The following is an 18,827-nucleotide window of genomic DNA, read 5'->3' as shown; positions in this document are numbered from 1 at the left end:
ACCCGGGGGGCGGCAAGCGGCCTACCATCAAGCCAACTCATCGCATTCGTACGGAATTTTATGCACCCGATGCTCAATATCGCCATCAAGGCGGCCCGGCGTGCCGGCACCATTATTAACCGTGCCAGCATGGATTTGGAACGACTCAGCGTGGCTCGCAAGGGGCCGCGCGATTATGTCACGGAAGTCGATCGCGCCGCCGAGGAGTCCATCGTCGAAACGCTGCATGCCGCTTACCCGGACCATGCCGTGCTGGGCGAGGAATTCGGTCTGCAAGGTCCGGACCAGGCCGAGTTCCAGTGGATCATCGATCCCCTGGACGGCACGACGAACTTCATCCACGGCCTGCCCAACTACGCCGTGTCGATCGCGCTGACGCAGCGCGGCCAGGTCACGCAGGCGGTCATCTATGACCCGTCGCGCAACGAACTGTTCACGGCCAGCCGCGGCAGCGGCACCTTCCTGAACGACCGCCGCGTGCGCGTCTCGGGCCGCACCCGCTACCACGACGCGCTGCTGGGCGCCCACTGGCCCAACACCAGCGATCCGGAAACGGGCTCGCAGCGCTTTCGCCAGATGGCCGAAGGCGCCACCGGGGTGCGCCGCCTGGGCTCGACCGTGCTGGACCTGGCCTACGTGGCCACGGGCCGCCTGGACGGCTTCTGCGGCGTGGGCCTGAAGCCCTGGGACCTGGCTGCGGGCAGCCTGATGGTCCTGGAAGCCGGCGGCCTGGTCGCCGACTTCGACGGCGAGCAAGGCTGGATGGACAGCGGCAACGTGCTGGCCGCCAGCCCGAAGATCTTCACGCAGATGCTGTCCGCGCTGAATTCGCCCCCGGCCGCGTAAAGTCCACGCGCGCAAAAAGAAACCGGCCATCTGGCCGGTTTTTTTCTGCCCCGCGATGACGTTCAGGCGCCGCCCGCCTGCGCGACGAGGCGGCCGTCCGGCAGCACCATCCAGGCGTTCAGCCCCAGGCTGCGCACGATCTTCTGCGTGTCTTCCAGGGGCATGTGCGAGAAGGCCGTGGACAGCGCGTCCGCGGCGGTCGCGGTAGGCGCCATGACGGATACGCTGCGATAGCGCGGGCGCGCCAGGCCGCTGCGCGGGTCGAACAGATGCGAGAACCTGCCCGCCGCGTCCAGCGGGGTGCCATAGGCGCCCGAGGTCGCCAGGGCCTGATTGGCGAGCGGCACCTGCGCCAGGATCTGCTCGGGCGCCAGGGGATCGGCCAGCCCGACCTTCCAGCCGATGGGGCGGGCGGAGGGATCCAGGCCGCGTATCTCGCCCATGTCGATCAGGGCCCGCGCAAGGCCCGCGTTCCTGAACAGTTCCGTCACCCGGTCGGTGATGTAGCCCTGGGCGATGCCGTTGAGCGTTACCGCCATGCCCGGGCGCATCTGGATGCGCTGGGCATCGAGCTCCACTGCCTGGCAGGAAACGTGCGCCAGCGCCTGCGCCACCGCAGCAGCCGGCGGGCCGGCCGGGTCCGCGCCCGGCCGGGCGAAATGCTCCGCATACAGGCGCCACAGCGGCTGCACGGTCGGATCGAACAGGCCGCCCGTCAGCGCGGCGTAGCGCCGGCTTTCGCTCAGCAGGCGCAGCAGGTCGGAAGGCGGATCCTCCAGGAATCCCTGGCGGTTCAGGATCGCCAGCGCGCTGTCGTCCCGGTACAGGCTGAATATGCCTTCCAGGCGGCGCAGTTCCTGCAGCGCCCGGGCAATCAGTGCCTCGGCGGCCTGCCGGTCGGGGTGGTAGAGCCGCAGTTCCGCGTCCGCGCCCAGGGCCGCGCCCCGCCAGGTGGTGGGGGCGATGGCGGCATGCGCGCGCCGCAGGCCGGAAGTGAGCGCCAGCGCGGATGACGCGGCGACGATGCCGATGAAGCGGCGGCGGGCGGGATTGGTCATGGCGATTTGCAGTGATGAAGGGTGAGAGGGGCGGCGCGCTCCGCGCTATTGGGCAAAGACATAGTCTTCCGGCATGTCGGGGAAGCTCACGACCCGGCCGCCGTGGGCCTGGGCAAAGGCCAGCGCCCGGGTCCGGTCGGAAAACGGCATGGCGTCCTCGGCGCCCATGCCGCCGATGAAGCCGCCGCCGATCACGTAGAAGGCCTGCTTCGCGTCGATCCAGGACGCGGGGTCCGCCGCGCCGTCCGGCCCCGCGGCGGCCATGTCGTTGACGTAGATGATGCTGATGCCCTTGGGCTCTTCGGGCAGCAGCGTGTAGGCGAACACCTGTTTGATGGACGAGAACCACACCGGCGCGGGGCGTCCCTTGACGAAGATCTGGCCCTTGGGCCCGGCGTGGTCCTGCAGCGCCATGCCGCAGTAGTGGCCCACGGCTTCGGCGGTGACCGCCTGCGGCGCGGGAATCCCGGCACGCGGATCGTCGTTGCCGCAGGCGGCAAGCGCCAGCAGGAAGGCCAGGGTCCAGGCCATGCGCGCGGGCCTCATAGCTGCTTCCTTCTGAAGAACACCGACGCGAGCAGGAACGGAATGGCGATCCACAGCAACTGCGCCGCCACCAGCAGCGGCACGGGCAGCCTGGCCTGGTCGCTCACGCCCGCCATGCCCGCGTACATCGAGATGTTCTCGAAGCCGGTCAGGTTCAAGAGCCGGTACACGTCCGACGGGTTGGCCAGCAGCAGCGCATTGAGCAGGCCCGGCGTTACGTGGCGGCCCTGGTCGGCGGCCAGCACGCCGAGCAACCCCATGTCGTAGATCACGACAAAGAACAGCCAGACGCCCAGCGCGATGCCGGCCGCGGTGGCGCGTTCGCGCACCAGCGTGCTGACCAGGTAGCCCATGGCCAGGAAACTCGCGCCCAGCAGCACGCTGGCGCCGATCAGCAGCGCGAAGGGCTTCCATGCGCCGGCGTCCATGCCGCCATAGACCCATTGCAGCGCCAGGCCCGCCGAGCCGTAGCCGGCGCCGGTGGCGATACCCAGGATGGCCAGGTGGCCGATGAACTTGCCGACGATCACCTGCCAGCGCGATACCGGGTAGCTGAGCAGCAGGGCCATGGTGCCGCGGTCGATTTCGCCCACGATGGCGTCGTAGGCCAGCAGCATGGCGATCAGGGGCACCAGGAAGATGGACAGGCTGGACAGGCTGACAACCGTGACGGTCAGCGGGTCGACCTTTACCGCGCCGGTGGGGGAGCTTCCCAGCAGCCCCAGCGCCAGCGCCAGGGCGGCCAGCAGCAGGGACGTCGCCAGGACCCAGCGGTTGCGCAGTCCGTCGCGGATCTCCTTGCCGATGATGGTGTATACCGCGTTCATGCGTCTTCCCGTTCAAGCAAATGGGCATAGATGTCATCAAGCCCGGGCACTTGTATGTCCAGGTCGCTGATGGGCGAGGCGATGGCGCCGATGCCGCGGATGGCGTCCACCTTTTCCGCTTCGGTGCACAGCCGTTCGTACCGGCCGGCGTCGATGCGGCGCCATTGCGGCGGCGGCGCATACGACGGATCCGTGCGCGCGAGCGTCATGCGGATGCGTATCGGCAGGCCGGTGGCCTGGCGCAGCGCGGGCATGGCGCCGTCGGCGATCTTGACCCCCGCCTTCATGACGACGATGCGGTCGGCGTGGCCGGCCAGTTCCGACAGGGCGTGCGTGCTGAGCAGGATGGTCGCTCCCTTTGCGCGCAGCTCGTGCACGATCTCGTAGAACGTCAGCCGCGAGGCGGGGTCCAGTCCGGTGGTGGGCTCGTCGAACAGCAGGATGCGCGGCTCGCCCAGCAAGGCCTGCGCCAGCGCCAGCCGCTGCCGCATGCCCTTGGAGTACCCGCCGACGCGGCGGTTGGCGGCGCCGGAAATGCCTACCTTTTCCAGCAGCGCCGGGTTGTTCGCCAGCGGCTGGCGCTTCAGGCGCGCGTAGAAGGCGAGGGTCTCCGCGCCCGTCATCGCCGGATGCAGCGCCACGGTTTCGGGCAGATAGCCGATGCGCCCGCGCAGGCGCGAGGCCGCGGGGCTGTCGGCATCCTGGCCGAATAGCGTGACGCGTCCGTGCGATGGGCGGATCAGGCCCAGCACGAGCTTGATCAGCGTGCTCTTGCCGGCGCCGTTGTGCCCGGCCAGCGCCACGCATTCGCCTTCATGCAGATCCAGGTCCAGGCCGTCGATGGCCCGGTGCGTTCCATAGTGTTTGCTGACGCCGGAAAGCGTCACCAGGGCGGTGCTCATTGTGTTTCCTTGGCGTGTCGCGCGGATGCGGCGGTGGGTTTCATCAGCGGCGCGCTGTCGATGACGCCTCCGGGCAGGATTGCCGGGAACTGCGATTGCGCCCAGCGCACCACCGAGATGGCGGGGCTGTTGAGCAGGATGCGCGCGGCGGGCGCGCGCCACAGCAACTGGTCCACCACGTCGTTCGGACGGTATGCCGTATCGGCGATGCCGTCGCCGTTCAGGTCGAAGGCGGTGTTGTCGCTCCAGTAGTTGCCGCGCCCGCCGGCCGACCATTCCAGCACGCGGGTGCCCACGTACTTGACCTGGTTCTTGTTGCCGACAAAGGCATTGCCGGAAATCTCGTTGCCGTCCGATCCGGCGGTGAAGTGCACGCCGATATCGCAATTGGAAAAATGGTTGTCGCGGAACCGGTTCTTGTTGGCGTTGTAGATGAACACGCACTTGCCCGCGCCGTCCACCGTGTTTCCGGAAATGTTCGAATCGTTGGCGTAGTTCATCATCAGGCCTTGTTCCACATTGTTCACCGCCACGTTGCCTGTGACGATCAAGCGGTGGGAATACATGATGGCGTAGCCGATGTCGTTGCCGGTCGACACGTTGCCGCTGATCTCGCTGTCGTTGGTGTACATGTAATGCACCCCATAGCGCAGCTCATGGAAGCGGTTTCCGACGAAACGGTTCTTCTTGCTGGTGTTCACGAAGACGCCGTCGCGGCCCGCGGAAATATCGTTGTCCACCACCGCGCTGCCTGGCGTGTTCCACAAAGAGACGCCGTTGCCGCGCTCGGCCACGCGCAGCTCGCGGTTGCCCACGATGCGGTTGCCGCGCACCATCGCGTCGTCCGGGCCCCATATGTAGACGCCGAACAGGTTGTCGAGGATGTCGTTGCGCTCCACCACGGCGCGGTGCGCGGTCCGGTCCAGGAACACGCCCGCGTCCATTTCCGGCAGGCTCAGTCCAGAGCGCGTGACGGTAAGGTTGCGCACCGAAACGTCCGCAGCCTTGATCCACAAGGTGCGCCCCTGGCGGGTGCCGGCGATGACGGCGGAGCGGTCCTCCGGGCCCTCCAGCGTCAAGGGCTTGTCGATGACGATCTCGCCGGCATAGGCGCCCGGCGCCAGCCGCAGCCGGTCGCCAGGCTGCGCGGCGGCGATGGCTTGCGCCAGGTCGGCGCCGGCGGCCAGGTCCACCGTGGCCGCCGCAGCGGCGCCGGGCAGCGCCAGGCCGAGGCCGGCCAGCAAGATGCCGGCCACGGCGCGTCCTCCGGATTGCAGGGTTGCGATGAAAGCCATAAGGCGCTTTAGGCGGACTTCTTGGGGTGCACGATCATCTGGCCGGACATCTCCATGTGCAGCGCGTGGCAGAACCACTGGCAGTAGTACCAGTAGACGCCGGGGCGGTCCGCCTTGAACGTGACCGAGGACGTGGCCTGGGGCCCGATCTCCATCGCGATGCCGTGGCCTTCCAGCGTGAAGCCGTGCGTCAGGTCTTCGATGACCTCCATGTTGGTCACCACGACCGTGACCTCGTCGCCCTGGTTGACCTCGAACTTCTTGATGCTGAACATGGGCGCGACCGCCATCATGTACACGCGGACCTTGTTGCCGTCGCGCACCACCTTGGCGGCGTCGTCCAGCGACACGCCGTCCTTCTTGGCCATCTGGCGGGCGTCTTCCCACATGGGGTCGTCGCGCTTCCAGACGCTGATGGGGTTGATCTTGGAGCGGTGCACCAGGCACATGTCGTGCGGCTCGGCAAAGCTGGGGCCGTCATGGACGAGCTTCATCTCGTCGCCCGAGATGTCGATGAGCTGGTCGTTCTCGGGCTTGAGCGGGCCCACGTTCAGGAACCGGTCCTTCGAGAACTTGTTTAGCGACACGAGCCACTTGCCGTCGGCCTCGATGGTCTCGCCCATGGTGGAATGGTTGTGCCCGGGCTGGTAGTGCACGTCCAGCTTCTGGATGATGGGGTCGACCTTCTCGCCCTTGTAGGCGCGCTTGGCCTTGTCGATGTTCCACTTGACCATCTGGCTGTCGATGAACAGCGTGGTGTAGGCGTTGCCGCGGCCGTCAAAGGCCGTATGCAAGGGGCCCAGGCCCAGTTGCGGCTCGGCCACGACGCAGTCGCGCGGCTTGATCTTGTCGTCGAACAGGTCGTCCAGCGTGCGCACGTCCAGCACCGTCACGGTGGGCGACAGCTTGCCGTTGAGCATGAGGTGGATGCCGTCGGGAGCGGCATTGCAGCCGTGGGGCGAGTTGGGCACCGGGATGTAGCGGGTGTACTTGGATCCGTGGCGGCCGTCCACGACGGGCACGCCGCCCATCGTCTTGAAGTCGCCGTCCTTGATCGCCTGTTCGATGCGCTTGATGTTGAAGACCACGACCCAGTCCTGCTCGTTGGCCGACATTTCCTCGACCGTCACGCCCTTTTCCGAGTTGTAGCAGGTGGCAAAGGAGTACTTGCCCTGGTAGTCGGCGTCGCCGTTGTCCAGGTTGCCGTCCACCAGGACCTGCCACGCGACCTTCATCGTGTCGCCGTCGATGGCGGTGTAGATGGCGAAGAAGTTCTTCTTGGCGTCGTCCAGGACCTTGCCGTCGTTGGGCAGCGGGACGATGTGCTCGCCGTTGGCGAACACATAGCCGGTGCGGGGATAGCGCTGTGGGCGCAGTCCATGCACGCCGGAGACGTTGGGCAGCTCGGTGATCTTGTCGGTCTTCATCACATCCAGGCGGATGCGCGCGACCCGGTTGTTGGCCTTGTCGTTGATGAAGAGGTAGCGGCCGTCGTAGGTCTTGTTGGTGAACGACAGGTGAGGGTGGTGCGCGTCGCCGTTGGGGAAGACGCCGCCCTTGTCTTTCAGGTACTCGCGGGTTTCCGGCGTCAGCCCGTCCATCAGGATCTTGCGGCTTTCGTTGGTGCGGCCCCAGCCGGTTGCGCTGCAATGATTGAAGACGGGGATGCGCACGAGCTCGCGCATGGACGGCAGGCCCAGCACCCGCACTTCGCCCGACTGGCCGCTGGAATTGAAGGCATAGTATTCGTCGAGCTCGCCCGGCGCGACATGCCCAAGCACGCCGCCGGCGCCAGGCTTGCCCTCCTTGCCGTGCGCGGCGGGCATATGCGCGCCGGCAACGAGGCCGGCTGCGCCGGTGATGGCGGCGGTTCCCAGGAAGCTTCGGCGGGTGAGGCCAGCCTTTTCGGGGGTCTTGTCGGACATGGATAACTCCTAGATAGGAACGGCGCGCTGCGCCGCGGTACGAAAGTCGGGGTTCAGGACTCGGCGGGCGGCCGGCTTGCCGGCGCGCTCATGTTCGGGGCGCGGCGCATGACGACCTCCTGCACCGCCGGCTCGGCGGCCGGGGCGGCGCGCCGCTCGCGCTTGGCCTTCTTCTGGATCAGGTGGGGACACTTCTGCTGGTGGTGGTAGAGCATCTGGCAGTGCAGGCACTGGATGCACTCGTTCGGGTTGATCTCCCCGGTCGGGTCGATCGCCTGCACGGGGCATTCGAGATTGCAGCGCTGACAGGGGTTGCCGCAGTCGCGGTAGCGCCGCAGCCAGTTGAAGATGCGCAGCCGGGCGGGAATGGCGAGCGCGGCGCCCAGCGGACAGAGATAGCGGCAGAAGAAGCGCTCGACGAACAGCCCGGCAACAAGCAGCGCCACGGCGAAGGCCACGAATGGCCAGTAGCGCATGAAATGCAGGATGATCGCCGTCTTGAAGGGCTCCACCTCCGCGAGCTGTTCCGCGACCGCCAGGTCATACAGCGAGAAGCCGAAGAGCAGCAGGAAGATCACGTACTTCAGAGTCGACAGCCGCTGGTTCACGCCATGGCGGATCTTCAGCTGGCGCACGCCCAGGCGCTTGGCGACGCGGTTGGAGAGCTCCTGCAGGGCGCCGAACGGGCACAGCCATCCGCAGAACGCGCCCCGGTTCCAGAACACCATCGAGATCGCGGTGGCGCACCAGAGGATGAACACCAGCGGGTCCATCAGGAAGTACTCCCAGCGGAAATCGGTGCGCAGAGCGGAGAAGAACGTCAGCACATTGACGATGGACAGCTGCGCCTGGCCATACCAGCCGATCCAGAACAGCGCGAACGCCAGGAACGCCAGGCGCAGCCGGTCGTGCAGGAGGGGGCGGGCGGCAAGCTGGTCCTGGAAGAAGAAGATGCCGACCAGCACAGTAAGCGCCGCGGTCAGGATGGCGATCTGGCCGGCCTTGCCCTGCCAGATCTGCTTCCACAGGGCGGGCGCGGCGTCCGCCGCGTCGGCGGCAGGCGCGGCCGCGGGGGCCTGCGGCGCGGGCGCGGCGGGCTCGACCGCGCGGGTGTAGGCGCGCGGCAGCTCGTAGGGCAGGTCGAAGGTGACGAAGGCCTTGTCGGAGACGCTGAGCACGCGCTGCACCATGAGCTGCAGGCGCCAGGGCTTGACCGGGTCCAGCGCGGCGTCCTCGGGCACGACGAACAGCGCCACCTCGCGCAGCGCCGGGGCGCCCGCCGCGCTGACGTCCGCCAGGCGCTGATGGTTGCGGTCGCGAAACCGGAAGCTGCTTTCGTCCTGGACGACCTCGATGCGGTCGAAGATGCCGCCGCGCACGTAGCCGGAGCCCTTGAACGAGTAGGCGCCATTGCCGGCGACCAGCACCGCCTGCTGGCCCGGCTTGAGCCGTTCCTTCAGGCGCTGCCATCCCGTGTCGCCCAGCAGGCTGCGGCCGATGGAAGGGGCGCTGACCAGGGCGACATAGAGGTCGATGAATGTGTCGTCCTGTCCGCTCTCGCGATGCTCCGCCGCATCCTTCCTGCCCGACTGCAGGAATGCCTGGTTCACGTCTTCCGGCGACAGGCGCAGGTTTCTCACCGCGCCCGAATCGAGCAGCGCCTGCCATGATTGCGTCTCGGCCTGCCCCTCGTCCAGGACGCGGGCGGCCGCGGCGGGCGCGGCCTGGCGCGATGCGCCGGCCTTGTCGATGCCGTGCGCGCGCGCCACCGCGATGGCGGACCGCGTGATGGTGTCGCCGATCACCATGAGGGTGACCGTGGCGCCGCTGACGATGTCGACGGGCGGCGGCGCGCCATGGCGAGGGGGCGACTCCACGAAGTTCAGGCCGACATAGCCCTGTATGAAATGGTCGACCTTGGACTGCGGGATGCCGATCAGCACGATGGGCTCGTGATGCTCGACCAGCTTTGCACCGACGATGCGTCCGCTGTCCGATAGCCCCACGAGCACGTCGATGGGTTTGCTGGAGTAGCCGCGGGTGTTGACCACATCGGAAGTGAGGTAGACGAGGCCGAGCTGCCGGTCGCCCGAATAGGCGCGCGCAACCATCGGCTTGCCTTCGGCGGGGCCCACGCGGTCGGCGCCGGGAAACACGGCGTCAATCGGCGTGGAGGCCAGGAACTCCGGCAGGCGCTGGGCCTGCGCCGCATGTCCGATGAACATGCACGACAGCCATAAAGCAAAGAGCGCGGCCTGAATGCATCGTGTGTATCCGTGACTTGCTGCTGTACTGCCGCGCATGCTGAACTCTATTGGTCGTGTTTGCTTACAGGCATCCTACGAACATGCAACGGGATCAGGCTTGCGGTTTGTCAATCCAGCCCTCGGCGCCGGCAATAGCCCTACGATCCGTAGGGGATGATCCCTATATTTGCGGGGTATGCGATGGTCTGCTTGACGGATGTCAAGCGCGCCAAAATGGGGCAGCCCTACACTGGTGCGCGGCGGCAACGGCATCGGCATATGGCCGGCGCGCGTGCATCGGCCGCTGTGTCATCGGAGAGATTCATGCTGGCAAAAGCCACCCTAGCCCTTCTTCTGTCTGCGTCCAGCCTGCCCGCGCTGGCGGCGCAATGCGAGGCCACCGTCGAAAGCAACGACGCCATGCAATTCAATGTCAAGGAAATGGTCGTCGACAAGAGCTGCAAGCAGTTCACCGTCCACCTCAAGCACGTCGGCAAGATGGCCAAGGTCGCCATGGGCCACAACTGGGTGCTCACCAAAGAGGCGGACAAGCAAGGCGTCGCCACCGACGGCATGGGCGCCGGCCTGGCCCAGGACTACGTGAAGGCGGGCGACGCCCGCGTCATCGCCCACACCAAGGTCGTGGGCGGCGGCGAGTCCGATTCCGTGACGTTCGACGTGTCCAAGCTGGCCGCTGGCGAAAACTACGCGTTCTTCTGCTCCTTCCCCGGCCACTGGGCGATGATGAAGGGCACGCTGAAGATCGGCGGATAATCCCCCGCAGTTCGTCGAGACGACGCGAGAGCCGGCCAGCGAGCCGGCTTTTTCGTGCCCGGGGCTGTTGCGGCAGGCGGCTCGGCAAGCCGCGCCAGCACTAGTTCTTTTAGTCGAAAGCCCCTGTCCATCAGGCTTACGGAGGGGGTGCGTCACCGGCGTGTCATGGATTTTCCATGTACGATTACCGGTCGTGTAACTTCTGGAGCTCCTGATGGAGTGGCTGCTGGACCCCGCTGCGTGGGTCGGCTTGCTTACCCTGGTCGTCCTTGAGATCGTCCTGGGCATTGATAACCTGATTTTCATCGCCATCCTGGCGGACAAGCTGCCCCCCGCGCAGCGCGATCGCGCGCGCATCATGGGCCTGAGCCTGGCGCTCATCATGCGCCTGGGCCTCTTGTCGGTCATGTCGTGGCTGGTCACCCTGACCACCCCCTTGTTCTCCATTGGTCCGCTGTCGCCCTCGGGGCGCGACCTGATCCTGATGATCGGCGGCCTGTTCCTGCTGTTCAAGGGCACCATGGAACTGCATGAGCGCCTGGAGGGCAGCCTGCACCCCGGCTCGTCCGGTCCGCGCGTGTACGCCAGCTTCTGGGTGATCGTGACGCAGATCGTGGTGCTGGACGCGGTGTTCTCGCTGGACTCCGTGATCACCGCGGTGGGCATGGTGGACCACCTGGCCATCATGATGATCGCGGTCATCATCGCGATCGGCATCATGCTGCTGGCGTCCAAGCCGCTGACGCGCTTCGTCAACGCCCACCCCACGGTGGTGGTGCTGTGCCTGGGCTTCCTGCTCATGATCGGCTTCTCGCTGCTGGCCGAGAGCTTCGGCTTCAAGGTGCCCAAGGGCTATCTGTACGCCGCCATCGGCTTCTCGGTGGCCATCGAGGCGCTCAACCAAGTGGCGCGCCGCAACCTGCTCAAGCTGGACGCGCGCCGCCCGATGCGCGAACGGACGGCCTCGGCCGTGCTGCGCATGCTGGGCAAGCGGCCGCCCGCCAGCGACGAACTCGACCTGCCCCATGCCAGCGGCCCCTCCGTTCCCGCCTTTGGCGTGGAAGAGCGGAACATGGTCAGCGGCGTGCTGACCCTGGCCGAACGCTCCATCCGGTCCATCATGACGCCGCGCACGGACGTGTCCTGGATCAACATCGACGACGATCCCGAGACCATCCGGCACCAGATCACCGAGGCGCCCCACAGCTTCTTCCCGGTCTGCCGGGGTTCGCTGGACGAGGTGCTGGGCATTGCCCGCGCCAAGGACCTGGTGGCCGACCTGATCACCGAGGGCCGGGTGCGCCGCAACCGCCTGCGCGACCCCATCATCGTGCACGAGGCCATCGGCATCCTGCGCCTGATGGACACGCTCAAGCGCTCGCGCGGCCAGCTCGTGCTGGTGGCCGACGAGTTCGGCGCGATCGAAGGCCTGGTGACGCCCATCGACGTCTTCGAGGCGATCGCCGGCGAATTCCCCGACGAGGACGAACTGCCCGACATCGTGGCCGACGGCGACAACACCTGGAAGATCGACGGCGCGGCCGACCTGCACCATGTCGAACAGGTGCTGGAAACCGAAGGCCTGGTCGACGAGGCGCAGGACTTCTCCACCCTGGCGGGCTATCTGCTGTCGCGCTTCGGACATCTGCCCAAGCCGGGCGACGTCTGCGATTACCAGATCCACCATCAACATTTCCGCTTCGAAGTCCTGGAAATGGATGGCCGCCGCATCGCGCTGGTGCGTGTCGAGAAGCGGCCCCAAGAGCAGCTTTCCGACGAAGCATCCCTAGCCAACGACTAACAGAGATCCTCCAAGCACCGTGACCGAGAACGCGCTCTACCTGATCAAGGCATTCGTCCTGGGCATTCTGGAAGGCCTGACGGAATTCATCCCCGTGTCCAGCACGGGCCACCTCATCCTGGTCGGCGACTGGCTCAACTTCCAGTCCGGCGAGGGCAAGGTCTTCGAGGTGGTCATCCAGCTCGGGTCCATCCTGGCCGTGATGTGGGTGTTCCGCGCGCGGCTGCTCAGGCTGGTGCGAGGCACGCTGACCGGCGTGGCCAGCGAAGTGGCCTTCACCCGCAACCTGCTCATCGCCTTCCTGCCGGCGGCGGTGATCGGCGCGATCTTCATCAAGACCATCAAGTCGGTGTTCTACCACCCCGCCGTGGTCGTGGTGACGCTGGTGCTGGGCGGCCTGATCATGCTGTACGTGGAGCGCCGCGCGCACCACACGCCCGGAGACGCGCCGGGCGCGGCCGACGACACGGCTTCCGACGAACGGGCTTCCGCGCACACGCTGGAGCAGATCACCTGGAAGCAGGCGCTGGGCGTGGGCGTGGCGCAGTGCTTCGCGATGATCCCCGGCACCTCGCGGTCGGGCGCCACCATCATCGGCGGCATGATCGCCGGCATCCAGCGCAAGACGGCTACCGAGTTCTCGTTCTTCCTGGCCATGCCGACCATGCTGGGCGCGGCGGTCTACGACATGTACAAGAACTTCGGCCTGCTGACCCAGCACGACCTGTCCGGCATCGCGGTGGGCTTCATCGCGGCGTTCCTGAGCGCCATGGTGGTGGTGCGCGCCGTGCTGCGCTTCGTGGCCAACCACACCTACCGCGTGTTCGCCTGGTACCGGATCGTGTTCGGCGCCATCGTCGCGGCCTGGATCTTTACCCGCTGACGTTTTACCCGCTGCCCGCCATGGCGGACAGCAATGAAAAAGGGCCGCTTGATGAGCGGCCCTATTTCTTGGCTTTTCCGTGACGCGGCGCGACGCCGCGCAGGTCGCCTACGATTCTGTTTCCAGGTCGTAGAACTCCAGGCCGTCGCGGTCGATGACCAGCCAGCCGCCGCGCGCCGGCGACACGTGGTCGCAGTCCCAGTCGGGCAGCACCCAGCGTTCGCGCTTCTTGCCATCGACGTCCAGCACGTGGCGGGCGGGGCGGTGCGTGTGGCCATGCACCAGCACGCGCACATCCGTCTCGCGGAAGATGGATTCGATGGCGCCGGCGTTGACGTCCATGATTTCCATGGACTTCGCCTGGTTGGCGGCCTGGCTTTCGCCGCGCGCCTGTTGCGCCATGGCCAGCCGTTCGGGAATGGTCTTGGCAAGGAACTCGGCCTGCCACTGCGGGTTGCGGACCATCTGGCGGAACTGCTGGTACGCGGCGTCGTCGGTACAGAACTCGTCGCCGTGCGTCAGCAGGACGCGGCCAAAATCCGTTTCCAGCAGCGCGGGCTCGGGCAGCAGGCGGGCGCCCACGGCGTTGGCCAGTTCTTCCCCGATGAGGAAGTCGCGGTTGCCGCGGCCCAGCCATACCGGGACGCGCCCGGCCGTGTCCCGCAGCGCCGTCAGCACCGTGGCAAGCCACGGCGGAGCGGCGCGGATCACGTCGTCGCCGATCCAGGCATCGAAGATGTCGCCCGGCAGCAGCAGGGCGGCCGCTTCTTCTTGCGCGGCTTGCAGAAAGGCCAGGAAGGCCTCCGAGGTGGCCGGCGTGGCCGGCCCCAGGTGCAGGTCGGACGCCAGCCAGATCGGACCGGACAGGGCGATCTTATTCAAGAATTTCGGCCTTCTCGATGATGACGTCTTCGTTCGGCACGTTCTGGTGGAAGCCCTTGTTGCCGGTCTTCACGCCCTTGATCTTCTCGACCACGTCCGTGCCTTCGGTGATGGTGCCGAACACCGCGTAGCCCCAGCCGTTCGGCGTGGGCGACGTGAAGTTCAGGAAGTCATTGTTGGACACGTTGATGAAGAACTGCGCCGTGGCCGAGTGCGGATCGCTGGTGCGGGCCATGGCGAGCGTGTACTTGTCGTTCTTCAGGCCGTTGTTGGCTTCGTTCTCGATCGGGGCATGGGTCTGCTTTTGCTTCATGCCGGGTTCGAAGCCGCCGCCCTGGATCATGAAGCCATCGATCACGCGGTGGAACACCGTGCCGTTGTAGAAGCCTTCCTTGACGTAGGTCAGGAAGTTCTCGACGGACTTCGGAGCCTTGGCTGCGTCCAGGGTGATGACCATGTCGCCTTGGTTCGTTTGGAGCTTGACGCGGGGGTTGGTGCTCATGGCTTTTGTGCCTTCAGAGGTGGAGGAGGAAGAGGAGGCTGCAGGGGCGGCGCTGACGAGCGCTGGGGCGAATGCGGCCAGCGCGAACGAGCACGCCGTGAGGCGCAGCAGGTGAAGAGGGGAGTAACGGGACATCATTTGCCTTGTTTATCCTTCAACATGGTTTCGACTTCGCGCACCTTTTCCTGCATGCCGGGCACGCCGTCGCTGGCGGCCTTCTTGTAGGTGCGCAAGGCCTGCAGAAGCTGCAGGTCGCCAAGATTGGCGCGCGCGGCGGCGTAGCCCGGGTCGGCCCGCAATGCCATTTGCAGGGCATCCTGCGCTTTTTCAAGTTCGCCGCGGCCCGCATATAGAGCCGCCAGATTGTTCCAGGGTTCCGGCAGTTCGGGGAACCGGGTGGTCATCTCGGTGTAGACGTCGATCGCTTCATTGGTGCGATTGAGGGCGGCAAGCGCGCGCGCGTGCTGGAACATCAGCTGGACGTCGGTGCCGCGCTGGTCCTTGATCTCTGCCTGGCGCTTCTCGATCAGCGCCAGCGCCTCTTCGTTTTCGCCGCGGTTCAGCATGCGTTCGATGTGCGTCGTGATCTGCGAGGGCGAAGGGGTCAGCCGGGTGTCCACGCCCGGCTTGGCGGCTTCCAGCAGTTTGGCCAGGCCATCCCAGCCGCCCTCGGGCGGGATGGGATCCAGGGTGGTGCGGCTGGCGTTGGGGTTTTCTCCCCCACCGCCGCCCATCGACTGGGCAAGAGAGGCGCCGACCGGCAAGCCGGCCAGGGCCAGGGCGAGCAGGGCAACGCAAAAACGCGGCTTGATAGTCACGTGAGGTTCCGTTAAAAGTCGTGGCCGGCCCGCGCTTACGCGCGCGACCGGGCCGCTTGCTATACTTGACGACCACCATTTTAGCCCCGGTTGAGTTTTTGGCTCGACATTGGGCAGACACTTTGACGATGCGCCGCAACTTGGGGCCTCGCCCGAGTCGTCGCCATGGGGCTCCCACGGGATCCCGGTGCCGGACGACAGCGCGCGGCGAGGCCATCGGCAGAAAGTGCAAATGGGGCGGCACGCTTCGAAGGTATCGTCCTTCGGCAGCAACTTTCCGCAACCGCCACGGAAAAATTTAGACGAATCCAATAGCGCCATGCTGCAAATCTACAACACGTTATCGCGTACCAAAGAACCGTTCAAACCGGCCCAGGCCGGCCAGGTGCGCATGTACGTGTGCGGCATGACCGTCTATGACTTCTGCCATCTCGGGCACGCCCGCATGCTGGTGTCGTTCGACGTTGTGCAGCGCTGGCTGCGCGCCAGCGGGCTGACCGTCGATTACGTGCGCAACATCACGGATATCGACGACAAGATCATCCGCCGCGCCGTCGAGACCGGCCGCCGCCTCGGCGAGGTCACCGAGTTCTACATCGACGCCATGCACGCCGACGAGCGCGCGCTGGGCGTCGAGGCCCCCGACCGCGAACCGCGCGCGACGCAGTACGTGGGCGAGATGCTGGACATCATCGGCAAGCTGGAGCAGAACGGCCTGGCCTACCAGGCCGACGACGGCGACGTGAACTACGCCGTGCGCGGCTTTCCCGGCTACGGCAAGCTGTCCGGCAAGACCCTGGACGACCTGCGCGCCGGCGAGCGCGTGGCGGTGGGATCGGCCAAGCGCGATCCGCTGGATTTCGTATTGTGGAAGTCCGCCAAGACCGAGGAACCCGCCGACACCAAGTGGGAATCCCCCTACGGCATGGGCCGCCCGGGCTGGCACATCGAGTGCTCGGCCATGAGCAAGTCCCTGCTGGGACTGCCGCTGGATATCCACGGCGGCGGCCCGGACCTGAAATTCCCGCACCACGAGAACGAGATCGCCCAGACCGAAGGCGCCTTCGGCGGCACGCTGGCCAACATCTGGATGCACTGCGGCCCGCTCATGGTGGATTCGGACAAGATGTCCAAGTCCCTGGGCAATTTCCGCACCATCCGCCAGACCGTCGCCCTGAATGACCCGGCCCCGGACCAGTCCCGCTACGCCGTGAATCCGCGCGAGGCGGAAATGGTGCGCTTCTTCATTGTGCGCAACCACTACCGCAGCCCGCAGAACTACGCGCCGGACAACCTGGTCGACGCGCAGAACGCGCTCGATCGCCTGTACCAGGCTTTGCAGAACGTGCCCGCCGACGATCAGGGCATCGACTGGAATGAGCCGCAGGCCCAGGCCTTCAAGGCGGCCATGGACGACGATTTCAACAGCTCGGGCGCCGTCGCGGCCCTGTTCGAACTGGCCTCGGAGGCCAATCGGACCAAGAGCGCGCGCAGCGCCGGGCAGATGAAGGCCCTGGGGGCCCTGCTGGGCCTGCTGCAGCAAGCGCCGGCGGCCTACTTCCAGTCGCCGACCCGCTATTCCGCGGCCGCGATGGAGCTGGGCGCGCGCGGCACGCTGGACGCCGAGGCCATCCAGGCCCTGATCGAGGCGCGCGCCGCGGCCAAGGCCGCCCGCGATTTCGCCGAGGCCGACCGCATCCGCGCCGAGCTGCGCGATGCCGGCATCGAGCTGGACGACAAGCCGGGTGGCCTGACGCAATGGCGTCGGGCTTGAGCCCCCAGGATACGCCCGACATGTCCACCGCCGACCTCGATATTCCCAAGCCTGAGTATTGGGAAGCCGCCGTAGCCCACCTGATGCGGCGCGACCGCATCCTCAAGAAAATCATCCCCCAGCATCCCGAGGTCTGGCTGACCTCGCGCGGCACGCCGTTCGTGACGCTGGCGCGGGCGATCATCGGGCAGCAGATTTCCTCCAAGGCGGCCGATGCCGTCTGGACCAAGTTCATCGACGCCGTGGGCAAGCGCCCCACGCCGGTCGCCGTGCTGCGCGTCGGCGTGGACGGCCTGCGCCGCGCAGGGCTGTCCCAACGCAAGGCCGAATACGTGCTGGACCTTGCCGTGCACTTCGGCGAGCGGCGGGTCCATCCCGAAAAATGGGCGGCCATGGACGACGAGGCCGTCATTTCTGAATTGATCGCCATCCGGGGCATTGGGCGCTGGACGGCGGAGATGTTTTTGATTTTCAATCTACAGCGGCCCGATGTCCTGCCGCTGGATGATCTTGGGTTGCTCAAGGCAATCTCGCTACACTATTTCAGCGGCGAGCCTGTCTCGCGCTTCGAGGCCCGCGAGGTCTCGCTGGCGTGGCAACCCTGGCGTACCGTGGCAACCTGGTATTTGTGGCGCAGTCTGGAACCGACGCCGGTCCAATACTGATGCACGCCAGGCAGCCCATCTACGGAACCACACTACATGCGCAATACATTTCTGGAATTTGAACAGCCGCTCGCCGAGCTTGAGAACAAGATCGAGCAGCTGCGCTACGTGCAGGCCGATTCGGCGGTGGACATCTCCGACGAAATCGGACGTCTGCAGCAGAAGAGCCAGACCCTGGCCAAGGAAATCTACGCCAAGCTCACGCCCTGGCAGACGGCGCTCGTCGCCCGCCACCCCCAGCGTCCCTACACGCTGGACTACGTGCGCGAAATGTTCACCGACTTTCATGAATTGCACGGCGACCGCATGTACGCCGACGACCAGTCCATCATTGGCGGCCTGGCGCGCTTTAACGGCACGCCCTGCATGGTGATCGGCCACCAGAAGGGGCGCGACACCAAGGAACGCGCCGCCCGCAATTTCGGCATGCCGCGTCCCGAAGGCTATCGCAAGGCCCTGCGCCTGATGCGCCTGGCCGAGAAGTTCGGCATCCCCGTGTTCACCTTCGTCGATACCCCGGGCGCCTACCCCGGCATCGGCGCCGAAGAGCGCGGCCAGTCCGAAGCCATCGGCCATAACCTGTACGCCATGGCCGAACTGAAGGTGCCCGTGATCTGCACGATCATCGGCGAAGGCGGCTCGGGCGGCGCGCTGGCCATCGCCGTGGGCAACGCCGTGCTGATGCTCCAGTACGCCACCTACGCCGTGATCTCGCCCGAAGGCTGCGCGTCGATCCTGTGGCGCAGCGCCGACAAGGCCCCCGAGGCCGCCGAGGCGCTGGCCATCATCGCCCCTCGCCTCAAGGACCTGGGCCTGGTGGACCGTGTGGTCAACGAGCCGGTGGGCGGCGCCCACCGCGATCCCCGCGTCATGGCGCGCCTGCTGCGCCGCGCCCTGGGCGACGCCCTGCGCCAGCTCCAGGGCATGACGCCCGAGCAGCTCGTGGAGCAGCGCGTCCAGCGCCTGCTGTCCTACGGCGCCTACCAGGAAGTGCGCGCGTAAAGCGGGCAGGGACGCCGGCGCGCTGCCGGCGTCGCGGCCCCCGCGCCACGCGCCATCCCCATGACCGACGCCCCGCCGCCC

17 protein-coding genes are annotated in these 18,827 nt (G+C 66.6%); 7 read left to right on the top strand and 10 right to left on the bottom strand.

Annotated elements, in window-relative coordinates; all coding sequences use genetic code 11:
• The first annotated feature begins 60 nt into the window (after positions 1-60).
• Entirely contained in the window at positions 61-846 is a 786-nt protein-coding gene (locus ACFWP0_RS13975) for an inositol monophosphatase family protein (protein WP_377842854.1), read from the top strand.
• Between the two features lie 62 nt (positions 847-908).
• Here ACFWP0_RS13975 and ACFWP0_RS13970 read toward each other — a convergent pair whose 3' ends face one another.
• The 7 genes from ACFWP0_RS13970 to ACFWP0_RS13940 are packed head-to-tail and all read right to left on the bottom strand — an operon-like array spanning position 909 to position 9,624.
• On the bottom strand, positions 909-1,904 hold the full coding sequence (locus ACFWP0_RS13970) for an FAD:protein FMN transferase (RefSeq protein ID WP_377842852.1): 996 nt from the start codon (positions 1,902-1,904) through the stop codon (positions 909-911).
• A 45-nt stretch (positions 1,905-1,949) separates the two neighbouring features.
• Positions 1,950-2,435, bottom strand: a complete 486-nt coding sequence (locus ACFWP0_RS13965) for a nitrous oxide reductase accessory protein NosL (protein ID WP_377842850.1) — start codon at positions 2,433-2,435, stop codon at positions 1,950-1,952.
• Between the two features lie 11 nt (positions 2,436-2,446).
• Positions 2,447-3,277: an ABC transporter permease gene (locus ACFWP0_RS13960; protein WP_377842849.1), complete on the bottom strand. Its 831-nt coding sequence runs from the start codon at positions 3,275-3,277 to the stop codon at positions 2,447-2,449.
• Positions 3,274-4,179, bottom strand: a complete 906-nt coding sequence (locus ACFWP0_RS13955; RefSeq protein WP_377842847.1) for an ABC transporter ATP-binding protein — start codon at positions 4,177-4,179, stop codon at positions 3,274-3,276. The genes ACFWP0_RS13960 and ACFWP0_RS13955 overlap by 4 nt, the downstream gene beginning before the upstream one ends.
• On the bottom strand, positions 4,176-5,474 hold the full coding sequence (locus tag ACFWP0_RS13950) for a nitrous oxide reductase family maturation protein NosD (protein WP_377842844.1): 1,299 nt from the start codon (positions 5,472-5,474) through the stop codon (positions 4,176-4,178). Before ACFWP0_RS13950 ends, ACFWP0_RS13955 begins: the two co-directional genes overlap by 4 nt.
• An 8-nt stretch (positions 5,475-5,482) precedes the next feature.
• Positions 5,483-7,399, bottom strand: coding sequence for a TAT-dependent nitrous-oxide reductase (nosZ, locus tag ACFWP0_RS13945; RefSeq protein WP_377842843.1), 1,917 nt, complete (start codon positions 7,397-7,399; stop codon positions 5,483-5,485).
• Between the two features lie 53 nt (positions 7,400-7,452).
• Entirely contained in the window at positions 7,453-9,624 is a 2,172-nt protein-coding gene (locus ACFWP0_RS13940) for a 4Fe-4S binding protein (RefSeq protein ID WP_377842840.1), read from the bottom strand.
• Between the two features lie 345 nt (positions 9,625-9,969).
• On the opposite strand from ACFWP0_RS13940, the gene azu reads away from it, so the two are divergent.
• The 3 genes from azu (at position 9,970) to ACFWP0_RS13925 (ending at position 13,103) form a co-directional block, all read left to right on the top strand.
• Complete coding sequence (gene azu / locus ACFWP0_RS13935) at positions 9,970-10,419, top strand: azurin (protein WP_377842837.1); 450 nt, start codon at positions 9,970-9,972, stop codon at positions 10,417-10,419.
• Between the two features lie 214 nt (positions 10,420-10,633).
• Positions 10,634-12,220, top strand: a complete 1,587-nt coding sequence (locus ACFWP0_RS13930) for a TerC family protein (protein WP_377842835.1) — start codon at positions 10,634-10,636, stop codon at positions 12,218-12,220.
• Positions 12,221-12,239: 19 nt separating this feature from the next.
• Positions 12,240-13,103 carry an undecaprenyl-diphosphate phosphatase gene (locus tag ACFWP0_RS13925; protein ID WP_377842834.1) on the top strand — a complete coding sequence of 288 codons (864 nt, stop codon included), beginning with the start codon at positions 12,240-12,242 and terminating at the stop codon, positions 13,101-13,103.
• A gap of 108 nt (positions 13,104-13,211) precedes the next feature.
• Here ACFWP0_RS13925 and ACFWP0_RS13920 read toward each other — a convergent pair whose 3' ends face one another.
• The 3 genes from ACFWP0_RS13920 to ACFWP0_RS13910 form a co-directional block, all read right to left on the bottom strand.
• Positions 13,212-13,985: a UDP-2,3-diacylglucosamine diphosphatase gene (locus ACFWP0_RS13920; RefSeq protein WP_377842832.1), complete on the bottom strand. Its 774-nt coding sequence runs from the start codon at positions 13,983-13,985 to the stop codon at positions 13,212-13,214.
• On the bottom strand, positions 13,978-14,487 hold the full coding sequence (locus tag ACFWP0_RS13915; protein WP_377842830.1) for a peptidylprolyl isomerase: 510 nt from the start codon (positions 14,485-14,487) through the stop codon (positions 13,978-13,980). Before ACFWP0_RS13915 ends, ACFWP0_RS13920 begins: the two co-directional genes overlap by 8 nt.
• A 134-nt stretch (positions 14,488-14,621) precedes the next feature.
• Positions 14,622-15,305 (bottom strand): tetratricopeptide repeat protein, encoded by a 684-nt coding sequence (locus tag ACFWP0_RS13910; RefSeq protein ID WP_377842828.1) that lies wholly within the window; start codon positions 15,303-15,305, stop codon positions 14,622-14,624.
• 319 nt (positions 15,306-15,624) lie between these two features.
• Between ACFWP0_RS13910 and cysS the strand changes: the two genes are divergently transcribed.
• The 3 genes from cysS to ACFWP0_RS13895 are packed head-to-tail and all read left to right on the top strand — an operon-like array spanning position 15,625 to position 18,746.
• Positions 15,625-17,079, top strand: a complete 1,455-nt coding sequence (gene cysS, locus ACFWP0_RS13905; RefSeq protein WP_377842827.1) for a cysteine--tRNA ligase — start codon at positions 15,625-15,627, stop codon at positions 17,077-17,079.
• 20 nt (positions 17,080-17,099) lie between these two features.
• On the top strand, positions 17,100-17,744 hold the full coding sequence (locus ACFWP0_RS13900; protein ID WP_377842825.1) for a DNA-3-methyladenine glycosylase family protein: 645 nt from the start codon (positions 17,100-17,102) through the stop codon (positions 17,742-17,744).
• Positions 17,745-17,780: 36 nt separating this feature from the next.
• Positions 17,781-18,746, top strand: a complete 966-nt coding sequence (locus tag ACFWP0_RS13895) for an acetyl-CoA carboxylase carboxyltransferase subunit alpha (protein ID WP_059372051.1) — start codon at positions 17,781-17,783, stop codon at positions 18,744-18,746.
• The last annotated feature ends 81 nt before the right edge of the window (positions 18,747-18,827 follow it).

It is taken from the genome of Achromobacter sp. NPDC058515, from assembly GCF_042721735.1.
Classification (GTDB): Bacteria; Pseudomonadota; Gammaproteobacteria; order Burkholderiales; family Burkholderiaceae_B; genus Achromobacter.
Note: the sequence above shows the minus strand (reverse complement) of the source record. Positions and strands in the feature narration are given on the sequence as shown.

Excerpts from the sequence above, each read along its gene's own strand:
- ACFWP0_RS13975 (WP_377842854.1), top strand. The coding sequence starts at position 61 with ATGCACCCGATGCTCAATATCGCCATCAAGGCGGCCCGGCGTGCCGGC.
- ACFWP0_RS13970 (WP_377842852.1), bottom strand. The coding sequence starts at position 1,904 with ATGACCAATCCCGCCCGCCGCCGCTTCATCGGCATCGTCGCCGCGTCA.
- ACFWP0_RS13965 (WP_377842850.1), bottom strand. The coding sequence starts at position 2,435 with ATGGCCTGGACCCTGGCCTTCCTGCTGGCGCTTGCCGCCTGCGGCAAC.
- ACFWP0_RS13960 (WP_377842849.1), bottom strand. The coding sequence starts at position 3,277 with ATGAACGCGGTATACACCATCATCGGCAAGGAGATCCGCGACGGACTG.
- ACFWP0_RS13955 (WP_377842847.1), bottom strand. The coding sequence starts at position 4,179 with ATGAGCACCGCCCTGGTGACGCTTTCCGGCGTCAGCAAACACTATGGA.
- ACFWP0_RS13950 (WP_377842844.1), bottom strand. The coding sequence starts at position 5,474 with ATGGCTTTCATCGCAACCCTGCAATCCGGAGGACGCGCCGTGGCCGGC.
- nosZ (WP_377842843.1), bottom strand. The coding sequence starts at position 7,399 with ATGTCCGACAAGACCCCCGAAAAGGCTGGCCTCACCCGCCGAAGCTTC.
- ACFWP0_RS13940 (WP_377842840.1), bottom strand. The coding sequence starts at position 9,624 with ATGTTCATCGGACATGCGGCGCAGGCCCAGCGCCTGCCGGAGTTCCTG.
- azu (WP_377842837.1), top strand. The coding sequence starts at position 9,970 with ATGCTGGCAAAAGCCACCCTAGCCCTTCTTCTGTCTGCGTCCAGCCTG.
- ACFWP0_RS13930 (WP_377842835.1), top strand. The coding sequence starts at position 10,634 with ATGGAGTGGCTGCTGGACCCCGCTGCGTGGGTCGGCTTGCTTACCCTG.
- ACFWP0_RS13915 (WP_377842830.1), bottom strand. The coding sequence starts at position 14,487 with ATGAGCACCAACCCCCGCGTCAAGCTCCAAACGAACCAAGGCGACATG.
- cysS (WP_377842827.1), top strand. The coding sequence starts at position 15,625 with ATGCTGCAAATCTACAACACGTTATCGCGTACCAAAGAACCGTTCAAA.
- ACFWP0_RS13900 (WP_377842825.1), top strand. The coding sequence starts at position 17,100 with ATGTCCACCGCCGACCTCGATATTCCCAAGCCTGAGTATTGGGAAGCC.
- ACFWP0_RS13895 (WP_059372051.1), top strand. The coding sequence starts at position 17,781 with ATGCGCAATACATTTCTGGAATTTGAACAGCCGCTCGCCGAGCTTGAG.